The organism is Rhodococcus zopfii NBRC 100606 = JCM 9919 (assembly GCF_001895025.1).
Taxonomy (GTDB): Bacteria; Actinomycetota; Actinomycetes; order Mycobacteriales; family Mycobacteriaceae; genus Rhodococcus; species Rhodococcus zopfii.
In genome coordinates this window covers 21,812-37,237 of sequence record NZ_BCXI01000031.1, presented here as the reverse complement: position 1 = coordinate 37,237, position 15,426 = coordinate 21,812, and the positions used below count along the sequence as shown (strand labels likewise).

The 15,426-nt window shown below is 68.1% G+C and carries 16 protein-coding genes; 8 read left to right on the top strand and 8 right to left on the bottom strand.

Annotated elements, in window-relative coordinates; translation table 11 throughout:
* Positions 1 to 13: 13 nt before the first annotated feature.
* From RZ1_RS19320 to RZ1_RS19305, 4 genes are all read right to left on the bottom strand, one after another.
* Positions 14 to 556, bottom strand: a complete 543-nt coding sequence (locus tag RZ1_RS19320; protein ID WP_072814126.1) for an MTB12 C-terminal domain-containing protein — start codon at positions 554 to 556, stop codon at positions 14 to 16.
* 163 nt (positions 557 to 719) lie between these two features.
* Positions 720 to 1,502 (bottom strand): enoyl-CoA hydratase, encoded by a 783-nt coding sequence (locus RZ1_RS19315; RefSeq protein ID WP_072814196.1) that lies wholly within the window; start codon positions 1,500 to 1,502, stop codon positions 720 to 722.
* 10 nt (positions 1,503 to 1,512) lie between these two features.
* Positions 1,513 to 2,688, bottom strand: a complete 1,176-nt coding sequence (locus RZ1_RS19310) for an acyl-CoA dehydrogenase family protein (RefSeq protein ID WP_072814125.1) — start codon at positions 2,686 to 2,688, stop codon at positions 1,513 to 1,515.
* Positions 2,672 to 3,670, bottom strand: a complete 999-nt coding sequence (locus RZ1_RS19305) for an acyl-CoA dehydrogenase family protein (RefSeq protein WP_072814124.1) — start codon at positions 3,668 to 3,670, stop codon at positions 2,672 to 2,674. The genes RZ1_RS19310 and RZ1_RS19305 overlap by 17 nt, the downstream gene beginning before the upstream one ends.
* A gap of 183 nt (positions 3,671 to 3,853) precedes the next feature.
* Between RZ1_RS19305 and RZ1_RS19300 the strand changes: the two genes are divergently transcribed.
* The 3 genes from RZ1_RS19300 to RZ1_RS19290 are packed head-to-tail and all read left to right on the top strand — an operon-like array spanning position 3,854 to position 6,488.
* Complete coding sequence (locus RZ1_RS19300; protein WP_072814195.1) at positions 3,854 to 4,507, top strand: TetR/AcrR family transcriptional regulator; 654 nt, start codon at positions 3,854 to 3,856, stop codon at positions 4,505 to 4,507.
* A gap of 57 nt (positions 4,508 to 4,564) precedes the next feature.
* A complete protein-coding gene (locus RZ1_RS19295; RefSeq protein WP_072814123.1) occupies positions 4,565 to 5,392 on the top strand; it encodes an acyl-CoA thioesterase in 828 nt (275 codons plus the stop codon).
* A gap of 16 nt (positions 5,393 to 5,408) precedes the next feature.
* Positions 5,409 to 6,488 (top strand): NAD(P)H-dependent amine dehydrogenase family protein, encoded by a 1,080-nt coding sequence (locus RZ1_RS19290; protein ID WP_238071693.1) that lies wholly within the window; start codon positions 5,409 to 5,411, stop codon positions 6,486 to 6,488.
* An 80-nt stretch (positions 6,489 to 6,568) separates the two neighbouring features.
* Here RZ1_RS19290 and meaB read toward each other — a convergent pair whose 3' ends face one another.
* The 3 genes from meaB to RZ1_RS19275 are packed head-to-tail and all read right to left on the bottom strand — an operon-like array spanning position 6,569 to position 10,053.
* Positions 6,569 to 7,447, bottom strand: coding sequence for a methylmalonyl Co-A mutase-associated GTPase MeaB (meaB, locus tag RZ1_RS19285; protein ID WP_072814122.1), 879 nt, complete (start codon positions 7,445 to 7,447; stop codon positions 6,569 to 6,571).
* Positions 7,448 to 7,481: 34 nt separating this feature from the next.
* The gene (locus tag RZ1_RS19280) at positions 7,482 to 8,621 is read right to left on the bottom strand and encodes a thiolase family protein (protein WP_072814121.1); all 1,140 of its coding nucleotides are present in this window, start codon (positions 8,619 to 8,621) and stop codon (positions 7,482 to 7,484) included.
* On the bottom strand, positions 8,614 to 10,053 hold the full coding sequence (locus RZ1_RS19275; RefSeq protein WP_072814120.1) for a class I adenylate-forming enzyme family protein: 1,440 nt from the start codon (positions 10,051 to 10,053) through the stop codon (positions 8,614 to 8,616). Before RZ1_RS19275 ends, RZ1_RS19280 begins: the two co-directional genes overlap by 8 nt.
* Positions 10,054 to 10,106: 53 nt before the next feature.
* Between RZ1_RS19275 and RZ1_RS19270 the strand changes: the two genes are divergently transcribed.
* Positions 10,107 to 10,871, top strand: coding sequence for an SDR family NAD(P)-dependent oxidoreductase (locus RZ1_RS19270; protein ID WP_072814119.1), 765 nt, complete (start codon positions 10,107 to 10,109; stop codon positions 10,869 to 10,871).
* A complete protein-coding gene (locus tag RZ1_RS19265) occupies positions 10,868 to 11,617 on the top strand; it encodes an SDR family NAD(P)-dependent oxidoreductase (RefSeq protein WP_072814118.1) in 750 nt (249 codons plus the stop codon). Before RZ1_RS19270 ends, RZ1_RS19265 begins: the two co-directional genes overlap by 4 nt.
* Positions 11,618 to 12,199: 582 nt before the next feature.
* Here RZ1_RS19265 and RZ1_RS19260 read toward each other — a convergent pair.
* Positions 12,200 to 13,102 carry a LysR family transcriptional regulator gene (locus tag RZ1_RS19260; protein WP_072814117.1) on the bottom strand — a complete coding sequence of 301 codons (903 nt, stop codon included), beginning with the start codon at positions 13,100 to 13,102 and terminating at the stop codon, positions 12,200 to 12,202.
* Between the two features lie 108 nt (positions 13,103 to 13,210).
* Here RZ1_RS19260 and RZ1_RS19255 point away from each other — a divergent pair, with 108 nt between their 5' ends.
* From RZ1_RS19255 to RZ1_RS19245, 3 genes are all read left to right on the top strand, one after another.
* Complete coding sequence (locus RZ1_RS19255; protein ID WP_169918010.1) at positions 13,211 to 13,795, top strand: cupin domain-containing protein; 585 nt, start codon at positions 13,211 to 13,213, stop codon at positions 13,793 to 13,795.
* A complete protein-coding gene (locus RZ1_RS19250) occupies positions 13,796 to 14,578 on the top strand; it encodes an SDR family NAD(P)-dependent oxidoreductase (RefSeq protein WP_072814115.1) in 783 nt (260 codons plus the stop codon).
* 183 nt (positions 14,579 to 14,761) lie between these two features.
* Positions 14,762 to 15,370, top strand: a complete 609-nt coding sequence (locus tag RZ1_RS19245) for a TetR/AcrR family transcriptional regulator (protein ID WP_072814114.1) — start codon at positions 14,762 to 14,764, stop codon at positions 15,368 to 15,370.
* The last annotated feature ends 56 nt before the right edge of the window (positions 15,371 to 15,426 follow it).

Below are 15,426 nucleotides of genomic sequence, written 5' to 3'. Positions count from 1 at the left end.
GGTCGGCGCCGGATCAGCAGCCGGGGACGGGAGCGCCACCGCCCTGGATCGCGAGCAGGGTGCAGAAGGTGGTTGCGCTGACCTTCCACTGGCCGTCCTGCTCGATGGCGTTACCGGACTGGTCCGGCAGCACCGGTGCACCGTTCATGAGCAGCGTCCACTTGACGTCGGCGGTCGCCGGATCGCTGAGGGTCACGCCCTCGACCGTCGCGGTCGTGCCCATCGCCTGCGGGTTCGCGGTCATGCCCTCGAGGGTCGGCAGGAACACGTCGCCGTTCTCGACGAGCGCGGCCCGCTCGGCCGGCGGGGTCGAGCCATTGAAGAACGTGACGTAGGCGTTGGTGACGGCCTCGGTCGTCGCCGGATCCGCCGACTCGCCGGCTGCGGCAGCCGCGGACGTCTCGGTGGCCTCGGTGGTCGTGGCCGCCGTGGCCGCCGTGGTCGTGGTGCTGTCGCCGGAGCTGTCGTCGTCGCTGCTGCAGCCCGCGATGGTGGCGGCCGCGACCGCCACCATCCCGAAGGTGGCGACAGCACGACGGATGTTCGAAACGCGCATGACGGATCCTCTCCGGTGGACGGACCGATTCCGACCACCAAGGTTTGTTGGAACTTCCCCCCAGGTCCTGCGAGAGTACGTTGCCGACCGTCCCTGGGATGGGCTTTTCGCACCTCGAATCCCGTTGCCGTCCAGATGCTCCGGCAGTGCGGGTCGGGCGACGTTATTCGAGTTTCGCCTTCATCTCGTCCAAACTCACCAGAATCGGGAATCCGCCGACGCTCAGCGCGTTGCCGTGGCCGGTCTGATGGATGTCGAACACCGATTGGATTGCAGCGTAGAAGCCCTGCACGTCGAGGGTCTGGTTGACGGCACGTTTGGCCTGCCGCAAACCGAACGGGGGCATCGACGCGATCTTCGTCGCGAGTGCGCGGGTCTCCTCGTCGAGGCGGTCACGGGGCACGACCTTGTTGACCATCCCGGTCTGCTCGGCTTCGTGCGCGGTGACCGGACGTCCGGTGAACAGGATCTCCTTGGCCTTGCGAGGTCCGAGCTCCCATGTGTGACCGTGGTATTCGACCCCTCCGATGCCCATGAGCACCACCGGATCGGAGAAGGATGCGTCCTCGGACGCAATGATGAGGTCGCACGGCCAGCACAACAGCAGACCACCGGCGATGCACCGGCCCTGGACGGCGGCGATCGACGGTTTGGGGATGTTCCGCCAGCGCAACGAGTACTCGAGGTAGCGGCGGCTCTCGTTGGCGTAGATCAGATCGAGCGTGATCTTCAGATCGTCGGGGACCTTGGTGCCCAGGTCGTGACCGGCGGAGAAGTGTTTGCCCTCGGCGCGCAACACGATGACCGCCACGTCGGGATCGGCGGCGGCGCGCATCCAGGCGGCATCGAGTTCGTCGAGCAACCCGGCGTTCTGGGCGTTGGCGGCTTCGGGACGATCGAGCGTGATCGTGGCGATCTTGTCGGCTACCTCGTACTGGATGTACACGGCTGGAACCTCACCCCCGGGGAAGGCCGAGCACACGCTCGGCAACGATGGTCCTCTGGATTTCGGATGTGCCGCCGGCGATGGTGCCCGCGAAACTGCGGACGTAACGCTCGAACCAGCCGGTCGAGAAATGGTCGTTGTTCCACGGATTGAACGGTGCGGTCCAGGCCGGATGGACGAGACCGTCCTCCCCCGCCGCGTCGAGCGCGTGTTCCGACGCGCTCTGGACCGCTTCGGATCCGAGCAGCTTGAGCACCGACAGGGCCGCGACGTCCTGTTCGCCGCGGTCGGCCCGCGCCAGCGCGGCCGAGCCCAGCAGCCGCAGGCTCTGCAGATCCATCGCGAGGGTCGCGTAGCGATCGCGGTCCAGCACGGTGACGGGCCGGAAGTCCTCGACGAGATCCTGCAGGCGATCCGCGAAGCTGAGCCACAGCAGCGTACGTTCGTGTCCGAGTGCGCCGTTCGCGACGCCCCAGCCCCCGTCCAGTTCACCGATGAGGTTCTCGGCGGGCACCCGCACGTCGGTGAAGAACACCTCGTTGAAGTCGAGGTCGTGGGAGGCGGCGACCGACGGGAACGGCCGGCGCACGACCCCGGGGGTGTCGGTCGGGATCAGCAGGACGCTGATCCCCTTGTGCTTGGGCGCATCCGGATTCGTGCGGACGAACGTGAGCAGTACGTCCGCATTGTGGGCGCCGGACGTCCAGACCTTCTGTCCGTTGACGACGAAGTGGTCTCCGTCGAGCACCGCCCTGGTGCGCAGCCCCGCGAGGTCGGATCCAGCGCCGGGTTCGCTCATGCCGAGAGCGGCGGTGATCTCCGCACGCAGGATCGGAACGGCCCAGCGCTGCTTCTGTTCCGGGGTTCCGAACGACAGGATCGACGCGGCGATGATCCCGAGCCCCTGCGGGTTGAAGCTGTGGTAGATCCGGCGGCGGGACAACTCCTCCAGGTGCACGTACTGCTGCAGGATCGTGGCGTTGCGTCCGCCGAACTCGGGCGGGTTGCCCGGGAGCAGCCAGCCGTTGTCGAACTGCAGCCGCTGCCACGGCCGGGCCCAATCCGGCACGTCCGCGCTCGAGCCGGGACGGACACCGGTCGCGGCACCGTCGGGCAGGTTCTCGTCGAGGAAGGCCACGAACTCGGCCCGGAAGTCCTCGACATCGGAATCAAAGGTGAGTTGCACGGTACTCCTCGGCAATCAGCGCCCGGTGCTCCGCCGCGCCACCGAGCAAGTGCTCGCCGGCCTTGGCGCGCTTGAGCGCGAACTGAAGGTCGTTCTCCCAGGTGAATCCCATGGCGCCGAACAGCTGGATACCGTTGCGGAACACCACGGATTGGCATTCGCCGGCGGCGGCCTTGGCCATCGATGCGGCCACGCGCCGCCTGGGGTCGTTCTCGGCGATGGTCAGGGCCGCGTAGTACGCGAGCGCGCGTGCCCGTTCGATCGCGACGTGCATGTCGACGGCCTTGTGTTTGACGGCCTGGAACGAGCCGATCGGAACACCGAACTGCCGCCGTTCCCGCACGTGCTCGAGCACCATGTCGAGGATCCGTTGGCACGCGCCGACGACGGTCAGCGCGAGACCGGTGAGCGCCACATGGCGGGCCGGCTCGACGTCGACGTCCACGCGCCGGTCGCCGTCGACCCGGACCCCGTGGAACGAGACTTCGGCGAGGTGGAGCACCGGATCGAAGACCGGGCTACGCGTGACGACGGCCTGTTCGGCCGGCACCACGAAGACTCCGGCCCCGGTCGCGACGGCCAGCCGGTCGGCGCGGTCGCCGTCGAGAACGTTGGATGCGGTGCCGTCGAGGATCCAGCCGTCGCCGTCGCGGCGCACGCTCACACCGTCGTAGATCGCGGCACCGGAACGCCCGGCATCGTCGAATCCCGGTGCAAGAGGGGTGAACTGGGTCATCGTCGCGAGATAAGGGGTGGGATCGGTCGCCCGGCCCAGCTCCTCGAGGACGATGGCGAGTTCGACCGTCGTGTCCGGGTCCGTCAGTTCTGTCCACCCGAGGTCGATGTAGGTCCTCCACAGCGGGGACGGGTCGGCGCCGGTGTCGACGATGCTGCGGATCAGTGTGGGCGCGCATTCCTTGGCCGTGACCTCACGGACGGTCTTCTGCCATAGCCGCTGATCGGAGTCGAACTCGAAGAGCATCCCGGCTTGCCTCCCTGCCAGAGCTGCGGTGCATAATGTCGATGCGAGAATAGCATTCTCGTATGACGAAAGTAATAGTCTCGAAAAACTGACGACACGGGTGCGGCCGCCACACTGCGCAAGGAAACTCTCCGGTACAGTTGCTCGCATGCTCGGTACACGTGTCACAGAACAGAGCCGGTGGTGACCGGCCCCAGCGAAGAGCCGGCCTGGAAGCAGCGCGCAGTCGAGCGCTCCATCAGGACCGCCAAGATCCGTGCCGAACAGCGGGTGCAGCGTTTCCTCGATGCGGCTCAGTCGATCATCGCCGAGAAGGGCAGCACGGACTTCACCGTGCAGGAGGTCGTCGACCGGTCCAAGCAGTCCCTCCGCAGCTTCTACCTGCAGTTCGACGGCAAACACGAGCTGCTGCTCGCGCTGTTCGAAGACGCCCTGAGCCGTTCCTCCGATCAGATCCGCGCCGCGGCATCCGGTCAGGACGCTCCCATGGATCAGCTCCGAGTCGCGATCGAGCTGCTCTTCGAGTTCTGTCGCCCGGATCCGAGCGCACAGCGGCCGCTGTTCACCGACTTCGCGCCGCAGCTCCTGCTCACACACCCCGCCGAGGTCAAAGTCGCGCACTCCTCGATGCTCGCGCTGTTCACCGAGCTGATGGAGAAGGTCGCCGCCTCGGGCGAGCTGCGACCGGGCTCGAACCCGCGCCGACTGGCCGCGATGACGATGCAGACCGTCATGTTCATCGCGCAGTCCGCAGGCGGCACCGACGACGCCACCATCAAGCCGATCTCGGCCGAGGAAGTGTGGAACTTCTGCTCACGCGGGTTCGCCGGTAACTGAGCGTCAGCAGACGAGAATCGTATTCTCAATTCGGGATAGTTCGCTTACACTGGCGGCGTGCCCGATCTCTGGAACGACCTTCTCGCCTGTCTCGATCTTCGCGCCGACTCGCCGGCGGACCCACCGGAAGCCGCCGGACCGGTGGTATTCGAGGGCCGCAATCAGCACCTCGAATATCACCGGTTGTTCGGCGGCCAGATCCTCGGCCAGTTCGTGCGCGCCGCCGAAGCCACGTGTCCGACGAAACGCGTCAAGTCGCTGCACGCGTTGTTCCCGCGCGAGGGCAAAGCCTCGGAACCGGTCCGATACGAGGTCACCCGCCAGCACGCGGGACGCTCGTTCGCCACGTTGAGCATCGTCGCACGCCAATCGTCGGGAGTCATCGCTACCGCCTCGGTCTCCATGCACGTGGGTGAGGACGGCCCCGAATTGCAGACCGTCGACGCCGTACCGCCCGTACTCGGCGAGGACGACCGCGCCCGCGTCGATCTGATCCCGTGGGAGATCCGGACGACCGAGGACCTCAACTCGTACGAGTCCTCGCCGCCTGAGTATGAAATGTGGATGCGCACACCGGAAGTCGATCCCGCACTCGCTCCGGCCCTGACCGCGTACGCAACCGACCTGACGCTCATCGGAACCGCCCTGCGACCGCTCGAGGGCCTGGCCCAAACGGGCAACGGCACCGTCTTCACCTCGGCCGTCACCTCCCACACGCTGTGGTTCCACCGGCCGTTCCGCACCGACGAGTGGCTGCTGCTGCGCCAGCACAGCCCACTGATCGCCCACGGCCGATGCTTCGGACGGGGCGACGTCCTCGACGAGAAGGGCACGCTCGTCGCGTCCTTCGCTCAGGAAGCCCTGCTCCGCCTTCCCCGTCCCTGACCCGAGCGAGGTTTCGTTGGATCCGAAAACACTGTCCGGCAATATCATCGGAGCGTCCGTTCCCGAGCGCACGTATCGGGTGGTTCAGTGGGCCACCGGCAACATCGGTACCCGCGCCCTGCGCGGTGTGATCGAGCATCCGCACCTGGCGCTGGCCGGCCTGTACGTCCACACCCCGGACAAGGCCGGTCGCGACGCCGGAGACCTGTGCGGCGCCGAATCCACCGGCATCACCGCGACCACGGACATCGACGACATTCTCGCGCTCGGCGCGGACTGTGTACTGTACATGCCGCGCTCGTTCGACCTCGCCGAGGTGTGCCGAATCCTCGCTTCCGGCAGCAACATCGTCACCACTCGTGGCGAGTTCCACCATGCGTCGGCCATGGATCCGGCGGCACGTTCCGAGGTCGAGGCCGCGTGCGCACTCGGCGGCACGTCGATCCACAGCACCGGCAGCAGTCCGGGATTCGTCACCGAGGCGCTGCCGCTGGTGCTCACGTCGATACAACGCAACCTCGACCGGCTCGCGATCGACGAGTTCGCCGATCTGTCGCAGCGCAACACGCCCGGAATCCTGTTCGACATCATGGGTTTCGGTCGGGAGCCGACGGTATTCGAGGACTATCGGATCGACCACATCCGCTCGAACTTCGGTCCGTCGCTGCAGTCGGTCGCCGATGCGCTCGGACTGCGGCTCGATTCCGTCGAGGCCCGCGGCGAATTCGCCACGGCCCGCGAGCAGGTCAGCATCGCGGCGGGCACGATCGACCCGGGTACCGTTGCCGCACAGCGGGTCACCGTGACCGGCGTACGTGACGGCGAAGCGCTGCTACAGTTCCGCGCCACGTGGTACTGCACCACCGACGTCGCGGTCGACTGGGACATCCGCCCGACGGGATGGCACATCGACATCGCCGGCGATGCGCCGATGGACATCGACATCCGGTTCCCGATCCCCTTGGAGCGGATGAGCGCGGTGTCCCCGTCGTACACCGCGAACCGGGCGGTCAACGCCGTACCGGTTGTATGCGCGGCGGCGCCGGGCATCCGCACCACCGCCGAGCTGCCGCAGGTGCTCGCCGCCCTGAGATGAACCGCCGAGCGTTCTGGTGATGGGACGGGACCGATCTTCGGTCCTCCCGGGTGATGGGTACATTCACCCGGGAGCGCGGGTCAGGGCCGGCTCCGCGAGTCCCGGCCGAGCAGCCGCGCGGCGGCGCTGTACGGGTCGCTGCTCCCGTCCGCGACCGAGGCGGCCAGGTCGTCGAGTTCCGGCAGCGTCCGCAGCTGCGACAGGGCCAGCGACAGGATCTGGGATCGGGCCCGGGCGGCCCGTCGCTCCCTGCTGTCGGCGCGCTGGTGCAGTTCGATCGCGTCGACCAGCGCGTCGACCCCCTCCCCCGTCGACGCGACGAGCCTGAGGATCGGAACGTCCGTCTCCGCCTTCAGATCACGGACCGTCCGGTCGGCGCCGTCCCGGTCGGCCTTGTTCACCACGAGCAGGTCGGCGACCTCGAGCAAACCGGCCTTGGCCGCCTGGATCGCGTCGCCGCCACCGGGATTGAGGATCACGACCGTCGGGTCCGCGACCGCCGCGATCTCGATCTCGGACTGCCCGACACCGACGCTCTCGAGCAGCACCACGTCGTAGCCGAGTGCGGCACACAGCCGGATCGCGGCGGGCACCGCGGCGGACAGACCACCGAGATGCCCGCGCGCCGCGAGCGACCGGATCAACACCTCGGGGTCGTTGACGTGCGCGGCCATTCGGATTCGGTCACCGAGCAGCGCTCCCCCGCTGTACGGGGAGGACGGGTCGACGGCGAGCACCGCGACCCGCAGGCCTCGCTCGCGGTAAGCGGCGACAAGGGCTCCGACGGTCGTCGACTTGCCGGCGCCGGGCGGTCCGGTCACGCCGACCACCCGCGCGGGCACCGGGTCGAGAGCGGCGAGCACTTCGTCGCGCCGGTCGTCCTCGACCATCGTCAGCAGACGCCCCGCCGCGCGCATCGATCCGGTGCACGCGGCGGCGACGAGTTCGTCGATCGTCACGGCACACCGGACCCCGCGCCGCGAACCGCAGTCCTCACGGCGCGGGCACCTCGATGACCGTGGCCGAGCCCATGCCTCCACCCGCGCACATCGCGGCCACACCGATTCCGCCGCCGCGACGGCGCAATTCGTGCACCAGGGTCACCAGCATGCGCGCGCCGGTCGCGGCCACCGGGTGTCCGAGACCGCAACCGCTGCCGCTGACGTTGACCTTGTCGGGGTCGATGTCGAGGAGCTTGACGGTCGCGACGCACATGGCGGCGAACGCCTCGTTGATCTCGTACAGGTCGACGTCGCAGAACGTCAGCCCGGCGCGACGCAGCGCCTTCGGAATCGCCTGCACCGGAGCGAGTCCGGTGATGGCGGGGTCGACCGCGACCGACGCCCAGGAGCGGACGTAGCCGAGCGCGGGCAGGCCGAGTCGGTCGCTGGCGATCGCGAGGGCCGCGGCGCCGTCGTTCGCGCCGCACGCGTTGCCGGCGGTGATGCTGAAGCCCTCGATCTCCGGGTGCAGGACCTTGAGGGAGGCGAGCTTCTCGAGGGTGGTGTCGCGGCGCGGATGCTCGTCGACGGCGAACACACCGTGCGGCGTGTCGATCGGGACGATCTCCTCCTTGAACCGGCCCTCGTCGATCGCGGCGATCGCGTTGCGGTGCGAGCGCAGCGCCCACGCATCCATCTCCTCGCGGGTCACCCCGGCCTCGACGGCCGCGTTCCAGCCGACGGTGATCGACATGTCGCGGTTGGGGGCGTCCGGACGGTCCGGGTGGGTCGGCGAGTTCCACGGGACCCAGTCCTCACCGGAGCGCATCAGGGAGCGCGGCGAAGTGGAGGCGGAGTTCACGCCACCGGCGATGATCAACTCGTCCATGCCCGCGCGGATGCTCGCCGCGGCGGTCTGGACCGCGGACTGTCCGGCCGCGCAGTGCCGGTTCAGGGCCAGACCCGGCACGGTGGTCAGTCCCGCTGTGATCGCGGCGTGGCGGGCGATGACGCCGCCGCCGTAGAGCCCCTCACCGAGAATGACGTCGTCGATCGCGCTCGGGTCGAGATCCTTCGCGGTCTCCGCGACCACGTGGTGGGCGAGGTCGAACGCGGTGGTGTCGCGGAGCGTGCCCTTGCCTGCGGTTCCGATCGGGGTTCGCAGCGCGGAGACGATGACAGCTTCAGGCATTGGTGTTCTCCAGTTCGGTCAGTAGGGTCCGGCGCAGGAGTTTTCCTGTTTCGGTCTTGGGAAGTTCGTCCCGGAACACCACGGCGTCCGGTGTCTTGGAGGACCGCAGCCTGTCCTTGACCCACGCGGTGATCTCGTCCGGATCCGCGTCGCCCACGAGCACCGCGACGATCCGCTGTCCCCATTCGGCATCGGCGACACCGACGACCGCGGCCTCGGTGATCCCGGGGTGTTCGAGCAGGACGTCCTCGATCTCGGCCGGGGCGATGTTCTCGCCGCCGCGAATGATGGTGTCGTCCGCGCGCCCCTCGATGAACAGATAGCCGTCGTCGTCGACGTGGCCGAGGTCGCGGGTGGCGAACCAGCCGTGTTCGTCGAGCACGCTGCGCCCGCCGTACTCACCGGAGATCTGCTCGCCGCGGACGAACACCAGTCCGGTCTCGCCCGGGTCCACTGGTTCACCTGTCTCGGTGCGGATCTCGATCTCGATGCCGGGCAGGGGGCGGCCGACGGAGCCGAGCCGGTCGCGGACCGCCGGATCGTCGGACGCGAAGGCCGTCCGGTGGTCGTCCGGTCCGAGCACCGCGACCGACGACGCGGTCTCGGTGAGCCCGTAGGCGTTCACGAACCCGGTGTCGGGGAACGCCCGCAGGGCGTGCTCGAGCACGGGGCGCGGGGTGCGCGAGCCGCCGTAGGCCAGGCTCTGCAACGACGGCACGTCGGCCGGCGCGTCGCCGAGTCCGGCCACGATCCGAGCCAGCATGGTCGGCACGAGCATCGCGTGCGTGACGCGTTCGCGCCGCACGGTGTCGAGCCAGGTGCCGGGGTCGAAGGCATCGAGGTAGACCACGCGACGACCCGTGTACAGGTTCGACAGCAGATTCGTCAGGCCCGCGATGTGGTACGGCGGGACGGACACGAGCGAGGCGTCGGTCTCTGCGGCGGAGGCGAACTCCATGGTGTTGAGGACGTACGCCAGCAGGTGCCGGTGCCGCAGGACCGCGGGTTTGGGATCCGACGTGGTGCCGCTCGTGTAGATGATCGCCGCGACCGCGTCGCCGTCCCACTCGGGCACGACCTCGTCGTCGGCGTCCGCGGGTGTCGCGGTGGAGTCGACGAAGGCGTCGAGATCTTCCGGTGCGAGTTCGAGCGCCCCGGGATGCCGGTCCCGCAGGGCGGTCAGCTGCGCTTCGCCCAGCCGATAGTTCAGAGCCACGAACGGCACACCAGCCAGCGCGGCACCGAACAAGGCCACCGGGTAGGCCAGGTGGTTGGTGCCCAGGTACAGCACCGCCGGGTATTCACGGAAGCGACTCGCAGCGGCGCGGGCCCGGTCGTGGAGTTCGGGGCCGGTGAGCGACCGGCCTCCGTAGGTCACGACGGACCGTTCTCCGCTACTTGCGGCCATTTCTAGAATCATGCTGATGTTCATGAGAACATTATTCTCTCAAGCAGAGAGCAATAGTTGCAAGAAGGGAAATCAACATGCAGATCACGGGCAGTTCAGCGCTCGTCGTGGGTGGTACCGGCGGCCTGGGTGAAGCCACCGTGCGCCGCCTGCACGCCGCCGGAGCCAAGATCGTCGTGGCCGATGTCAACGACGAGAAGGGCAAGGCGCTCGAGGAGGAGCTGGGCGTGCGCTACGTCCGCACCGACGCCGGCAGCGAGGAGTCGGTGCTCGCCGCCATCGCCGAAGCCGAATCGCTCGGACCGCTGCGCGTGTCGGTGGACTGCCACGGCGGCCCCGCCGGCGGTGGGCGGCTCGTCGGCAAGGACGGCAGCGCGATGCCGCTCGAGAACTTCACCAAGACGATCAACTCGTACCTGATCTCGGTGTTCAACGTGATGCGCCTGGCCGCCGCCGCCATCGCCCGGCAGGAACCGCTCGAGGACGGGCAGCGCGGAGTCATCGTCAACACCGCGTCGATCGCCGCGTACGAGGGCCAGATCGGACAGCTGCCCTACTCGGCCGCGAAGGGTGGCGTCGTCGGCATGACCCTCGTCGCCGCACGCGACCTGTCACCGCTCGGTGTCCGCGTAATGACGATCGCGCCCGGCACGTTCCTGACGCCCGCCTACGGCAAGGCAGGCGAGCAGCTCGAGGCGTACTGGGGACCGCAGGTTCCGCACCCCAAGCGCATGGGTCGTTCTCCCGAGTACGCGACGCTCGTCGCGTCGATCGTCGAGAACGACTACCTCAACGGCGAAGTCATCCGCCTCGACGGCGCACTGCGGTTCCCGCCGAAGTGACCTCACTCGACGGCAAGGTCGCGTTCGTCGCCGGTGCCAGCCGCGGCATCGGTGCCGCGGTGGCCGCCGCACTCGCCGAGGCGGGTGCGGCGGTCGCGGTCGCGGCACGCTCGGAGAACGAGGGCCGGCTGCCCGGCACGATCCATTCGGTCGCCGACCGGATCGTCGCGGCGGGTGGTCGCGCCCTGCCCGTGTCGTGCGACGTCACCGACGAGGAGTCCGTCGAGGCGGCGATCGCCGCGACGGTCGGCGAGTTCGGCGGTCTCGACATCGTGGTCGCCAACGCCGGAGTCCTCTGGCAGGGCCCGATCGAGACGACCCCGCTGAAACGGTGGCAACTGTGTCTCGACGTCAACACCACCGGGGTGTTCCTGGTGACCAAGACGGCGATTCCACATCTGCGCGCACGCGGGGGCGGGTCGCTGATCGCGGTGACCACGACCGGCGTGACGATGACGGACCGCGGGTCCAACGCGTACTGGGTGTCCAAGGCCGCGGTCGAACGGCTCTACCTCGGTTTGGCCTCGGACCTGCGCGGCGACAATATCGCCGTGAACTGCCTGAGTCCGTCCCGGGTCGTCCTCACCGAGGGCTGGACCGCCGGCGGCAGCGGCATCGAGATTCCGCCGGAGATGGTCGAGCCGCCCGAGACGATGGGCGCGGCCGCGGTGCTGCTGGCCGCACAGGACGCCGCCGGAATCACCGGCACCGTTCAGCGATCGGAGACATTGCTGTCACGGCGGTAGTCCGGTTGCAGCATCGACTCGACTGCGGCACATCGAGTTTCGAATGATGGGTGACCCGGTGGCGGTTGTCGACTCCAACCCGGACAAGGGCACTCTGCGACTCGGGTTCCCGACGGCAGTCCGCGCGGACCCCGACACTGCACCGCGACACTGCCGCGGACGGTGCGGTGTACGCGGAGATCCTCGACTTGCTCATCGCCGACGACCGCGTGATCGTCGCTGACTGCGGCGCCGGCGCAACCTCCGACGTGGCCCGTGAGGTCCTGGCCCGCGCCACGCAGTTGGTGGTCGTGCCGGCGGCGCAGATCGACGGGTTCTACGCGCTGCTGGAGACGCTCGACGAGCTGGTCAACGTGCGCACACCAAGCTGCTCGGCGATGCGGTGGCGGTCACCACACGTTTCGGCTGCACGATCCGTAGGTGGAGGAGGAAACGGGATCACCGATGGGATTGCCGGTCCCCCCGGGTATGGCGCGCCTGCACCCACCGATCGCAACGGACGCCATGCAGTGCAGGGAGCGATGTCCCTGCCGAGTCGGCAGCGCCGGTTCGGGACCCTGAGAAGGAGAGCCTCCCTCTGGGTCAGCGGGTGCCGAGGACAGCGCTCAGCTCGACCGCGACCGCCACGAAACGTTCGACGGCGCTGGGCATGTCCGAGGCCAGGAAGACAAGTTCGACGGTCGACGGAGCGGCGTCCGCGATGAGTCGCGAGGTGGTCTCCGCCCGCCGGAACAGGCTGGCCACGCCTGCGCCCGTGATTGCGACCGCATCGGTGGTCGCGACGACCTGGACCATCTCCTCGACGCTGTTCACCCTGGGGCCGTAGGTGGGGCGTGTGCCGTCCGGCCGTGGATCGATGGACCACCAGTTGCGCCAGTCTCGGGTCCCTTCTCGGGTGTCCACCTGAACGACATCGGCGAGGTCGGCGATTCGCAGCTTCCGTCGGCGGGCCAGCGGGTGGTCGTGTGCCATCAGCAGGACACGAGGCTCCTCGAACAGAACGACCCGGCGTAGCCGGGGGTGCGACTCGAGAGGCGGGCGGGCGACCACTATGTCGACCCGACCGGAGGTCAAGGCCGACAGCTCGTCCCCCCACGCCAGCTGTGTCAGTTCCAGTTCCACTTCGGGTTCTCGTCGTTGGAACTCGTCGACGATCGGACGGGTCAGCTCCCCGGCGCCGCCGGCAAGGAATCCGAGGTGCATCTTGCCGGACGAGCTGCGCTGGTGGCGGCGGGCCGCGCCGATCGCGGATTCGGCGGCCGCCAGCAGTACCCGGCTCTCCTCGAGGAAGTCCTGCCCGGCCGCCGTGAGACGAGCTCCGCGGTGGTCACGCTCGAGCAGCGAGACGCCCAGCTCCACTTCGAGCTTGCGTACCTGCTGACTCAGCGACGGCGTCGCAATATGCAGTTGCTCAGCTGCTTTCGTGAAGGTCCCGGCATCGGCAACGGCCACGAAGTACCGCACGAGCCGTAGATTCAGATCCATCGTGCACGACCTTAGGTATTCGTCTAACGATCGAGTGAGAATACGTCATGGACGTGACGGTCGCCACATCGGAGTATGAGTGGGTCCGCAAATCCAGGAGGAAATTCGATGTCTGTCAACGCCACTCATCATGACGATGCTCGTGTGGTCGATCCGATCCGTCCGCAACCGACCGGTCCCGAAATCGACCCGCAGTCCAACGCTCCGGTCGCAGAGGTCTTCGCTCGCGCGAGCTCCCCGATGACCGGCCCGACGCTCAGCCTCGCCTCCCGGGTCAACAACTGCGATGAGATCCCGTGGACCCCGTTCCCGATGCCGGGTACCTCTTTCAAGCTCCTGAACATCAACGAGACCACTGGTGCAGCCTCGATCCTGCTGTACGTGGCGGAGAATGCGCAGGCGCCGCTGCACATGCATTGCGGTGCCGCGGAGGCGTTCAACATCTTCGGCCGTTGGGCGTACGAGGGTGAGGCCGAATCCATCGGCCCCAACCACTACATCTACGAACCGGCCGGCATCGTGCATCTGCCCAAGCAGGAGGTTGAGTCCCTGATGTTCGGCGTCTTCCACGGTCCGATCGTCGGGTACAACGAGGACGGCACCGTCGCCGGGGTCATCACGCACGACCTGCTCTACGACCTCGCCGCGGCGAACGACGCGGTCGCGCACCTGCCTGCTCGGGCGGACCGCTAGATGGCGGGCGCGGTCCTCGTCACGGGTGCCGGAGGTGGCCTCGGTCGCGGTGTCGCCGAACGGATGTCCACCGACGGTCGGGGTGTGGCACTGCTCGACATCGACGAAGAGCGGTTGGCGGAAACCGCTGCCGCAGTGCGGTCGCGTGGAGTGACGGTGACCACCCACGTGGTGGACATCTGCGACGTGGGTGCGCTGCAGACGGCCGTAGCGGAAGCCTTCGCCGCCCACGATGACCTCGACGGTCTCGTCAACGTGGCCGGGCTCGGCGGATTCTGGCAGTTCGACGGGCTCGACGTGGATACCTGGGACAAGACATACGCGGTCAATGTCCGCGGGGTCTTCTTCGCCATCCAGGCCTTCGCCGCAGAGCTGGCCATGCGTGGTCGCGAAGGTGCTGTCGTGAACTTTTCCTCGATCGCGGCCCGAAACGGGCACGAGTTGCTCACCGCGTACGGCTCGTCGAAGGCGGCGGTGCTGGCGTTGACCCAGTCCTCGGCCCGTGCGCTCGCCCCTTCCGTTCGAGTCAATGCGGTTCTGCCCGGACTGATCTGGACGGACATGTGGCGGCAGTCCGCGGGCTGGCTCGCCGAGCACGACCCGGCCCTGGCTGGGGTGGCGGCCGAGCAGATCTTCGGCGCGATGGTCGACCAGCTCATCCCGATGAAGCGCCCGCAGACCGTCGAGGATGTCGCCGGAGCCGTCGCGTACCTGCTCTCGGCGGACGCGGCCAACGTCACCGGGCAGTCTCTGCACGTGGACGGCGGCGCGGTGCTCCCGTAGCACCGGCACCGGGCCCTGCACGCCCACGCCCTCCGCGCACATCGCGCGGAGGGCGTGGGCATTGTCGTGCCCGGGACATCCTGATCTTGCGGTCGGTCGACGGGGATTACCGAACCTTCGGTAGACTGATGTCGAGCCGCACGTTCTGAGGCGGGGTGTCCACGTCCTGGAAGGAACGCGCGAGTGGCGGCGGCAGGTTCAGTCCAAAGAACGGGGTCGCCCGGGCGACCGGGATACGATCTCGACTCGTTGCTTGCCGTTGCGGTGAAGGTGTTCAACGACAAGGGGTACGACGGCACCAGCATGGAGGCGCTTGCCCAGCGGCTCGGCATCACGAAGTCGTCGATCTACCACCATGTATCCGGCAAGACGGAGCTCCTGGAACTCGCGCTGGCCCGGGCCCTCAACGCGCTCTTCGCGGTGACGACCGAAGATCAGGTGACCAGCGGCCGGTCCATCGATCGACTCGAGTACCTCGTGCGGCGAAGCGTCGAGGTGCTCGTGACCGAGCTTCCCTATGTGACATTGCTTCTCAGGGTTCGTGGGAATACCGCGGTCGAACGACGCGCACTCGCGCGCCGGCGGGAATTCGATGCCTTCGTGAGTGATCTGGTGGTGGCAGCCGCCGAGGAGGGCGACCTCAGGCCGGGGATCGACCCGGCGCTCACGAGCCGGCTGGTGTTCGGGATGGTCAACTCGCTGATCGAGTGGTACAGGCCTCGCGGGGGCGAATCGGTTCCCGAGCTCGCCGACGCGGTAGTCGCACTCACCTTCGATGGGATGAAAGCCTGACCCGGGTTTCCGGGTGACGGACGTACCGACAAGACGCGGGGCGCCTCGGATCGGAT

Bases quoted from the DNA above. Each gene is read 5' to 3' on its own strand.
- RZ1_RS19305 (WP_072814124.1), bottom strand. From the start codon at position 3,670: ATGCTCTTCGAGTTCGACTCCGATCAGCGGCTATGGCAGAAGACCGTC.
- RZ1_RS19320 (WP_072814126.1), bottom strand. From the start codon at position 556: ATGCGCGTTTCGAACATCCGTCGTGCTGTCGCCACCTTCGGGATGGTG.
- RZ1_RS19260 (WP_072814117.1), bottom strand. From the start codon at position 13,102: ATGGATCTGAATCTACGGCTCGTGCGGTACTTCGTGGCCGTTGCCGAT.
- RZ1_RS19270 (WP_072814119.1), top strand. From the start codon at position 10,107: ATGCAGATCACGGGCAGTTCAGCGCTCGTCGTGGGTGGTACCGGCGGC.
- RZ1_RS19255 (WP_169918010.1), top strand. From the start codon at position 13,211: ATGTCTGTCAACGCCACTCATCATGACGATGCTCGTGTGGTCGATCCG.
- RZ1_RS19280 (WP_072814121.1), bottom strand. From the start codon at position 8,621: ATGCCTGAAGCTGTCATCGTCTCCGCGCTGCGAACCCCGATCGGAACC.
- RZ1_RS19250 (WP_072814115.1), top strand. From the start codon at position 13,796: ATGGCGGGCGCGGTCCTCGTCACGGGTGCCGGAGGTGGCCTCGGTCGC.
- RZ1_RS19275 (WP_072814120.1), bottom strand. From the start codon at position 10,053: ATGAACATCAGCATGATTCTAGAAATGGCCGCAAGTAGCGGAGAACGG.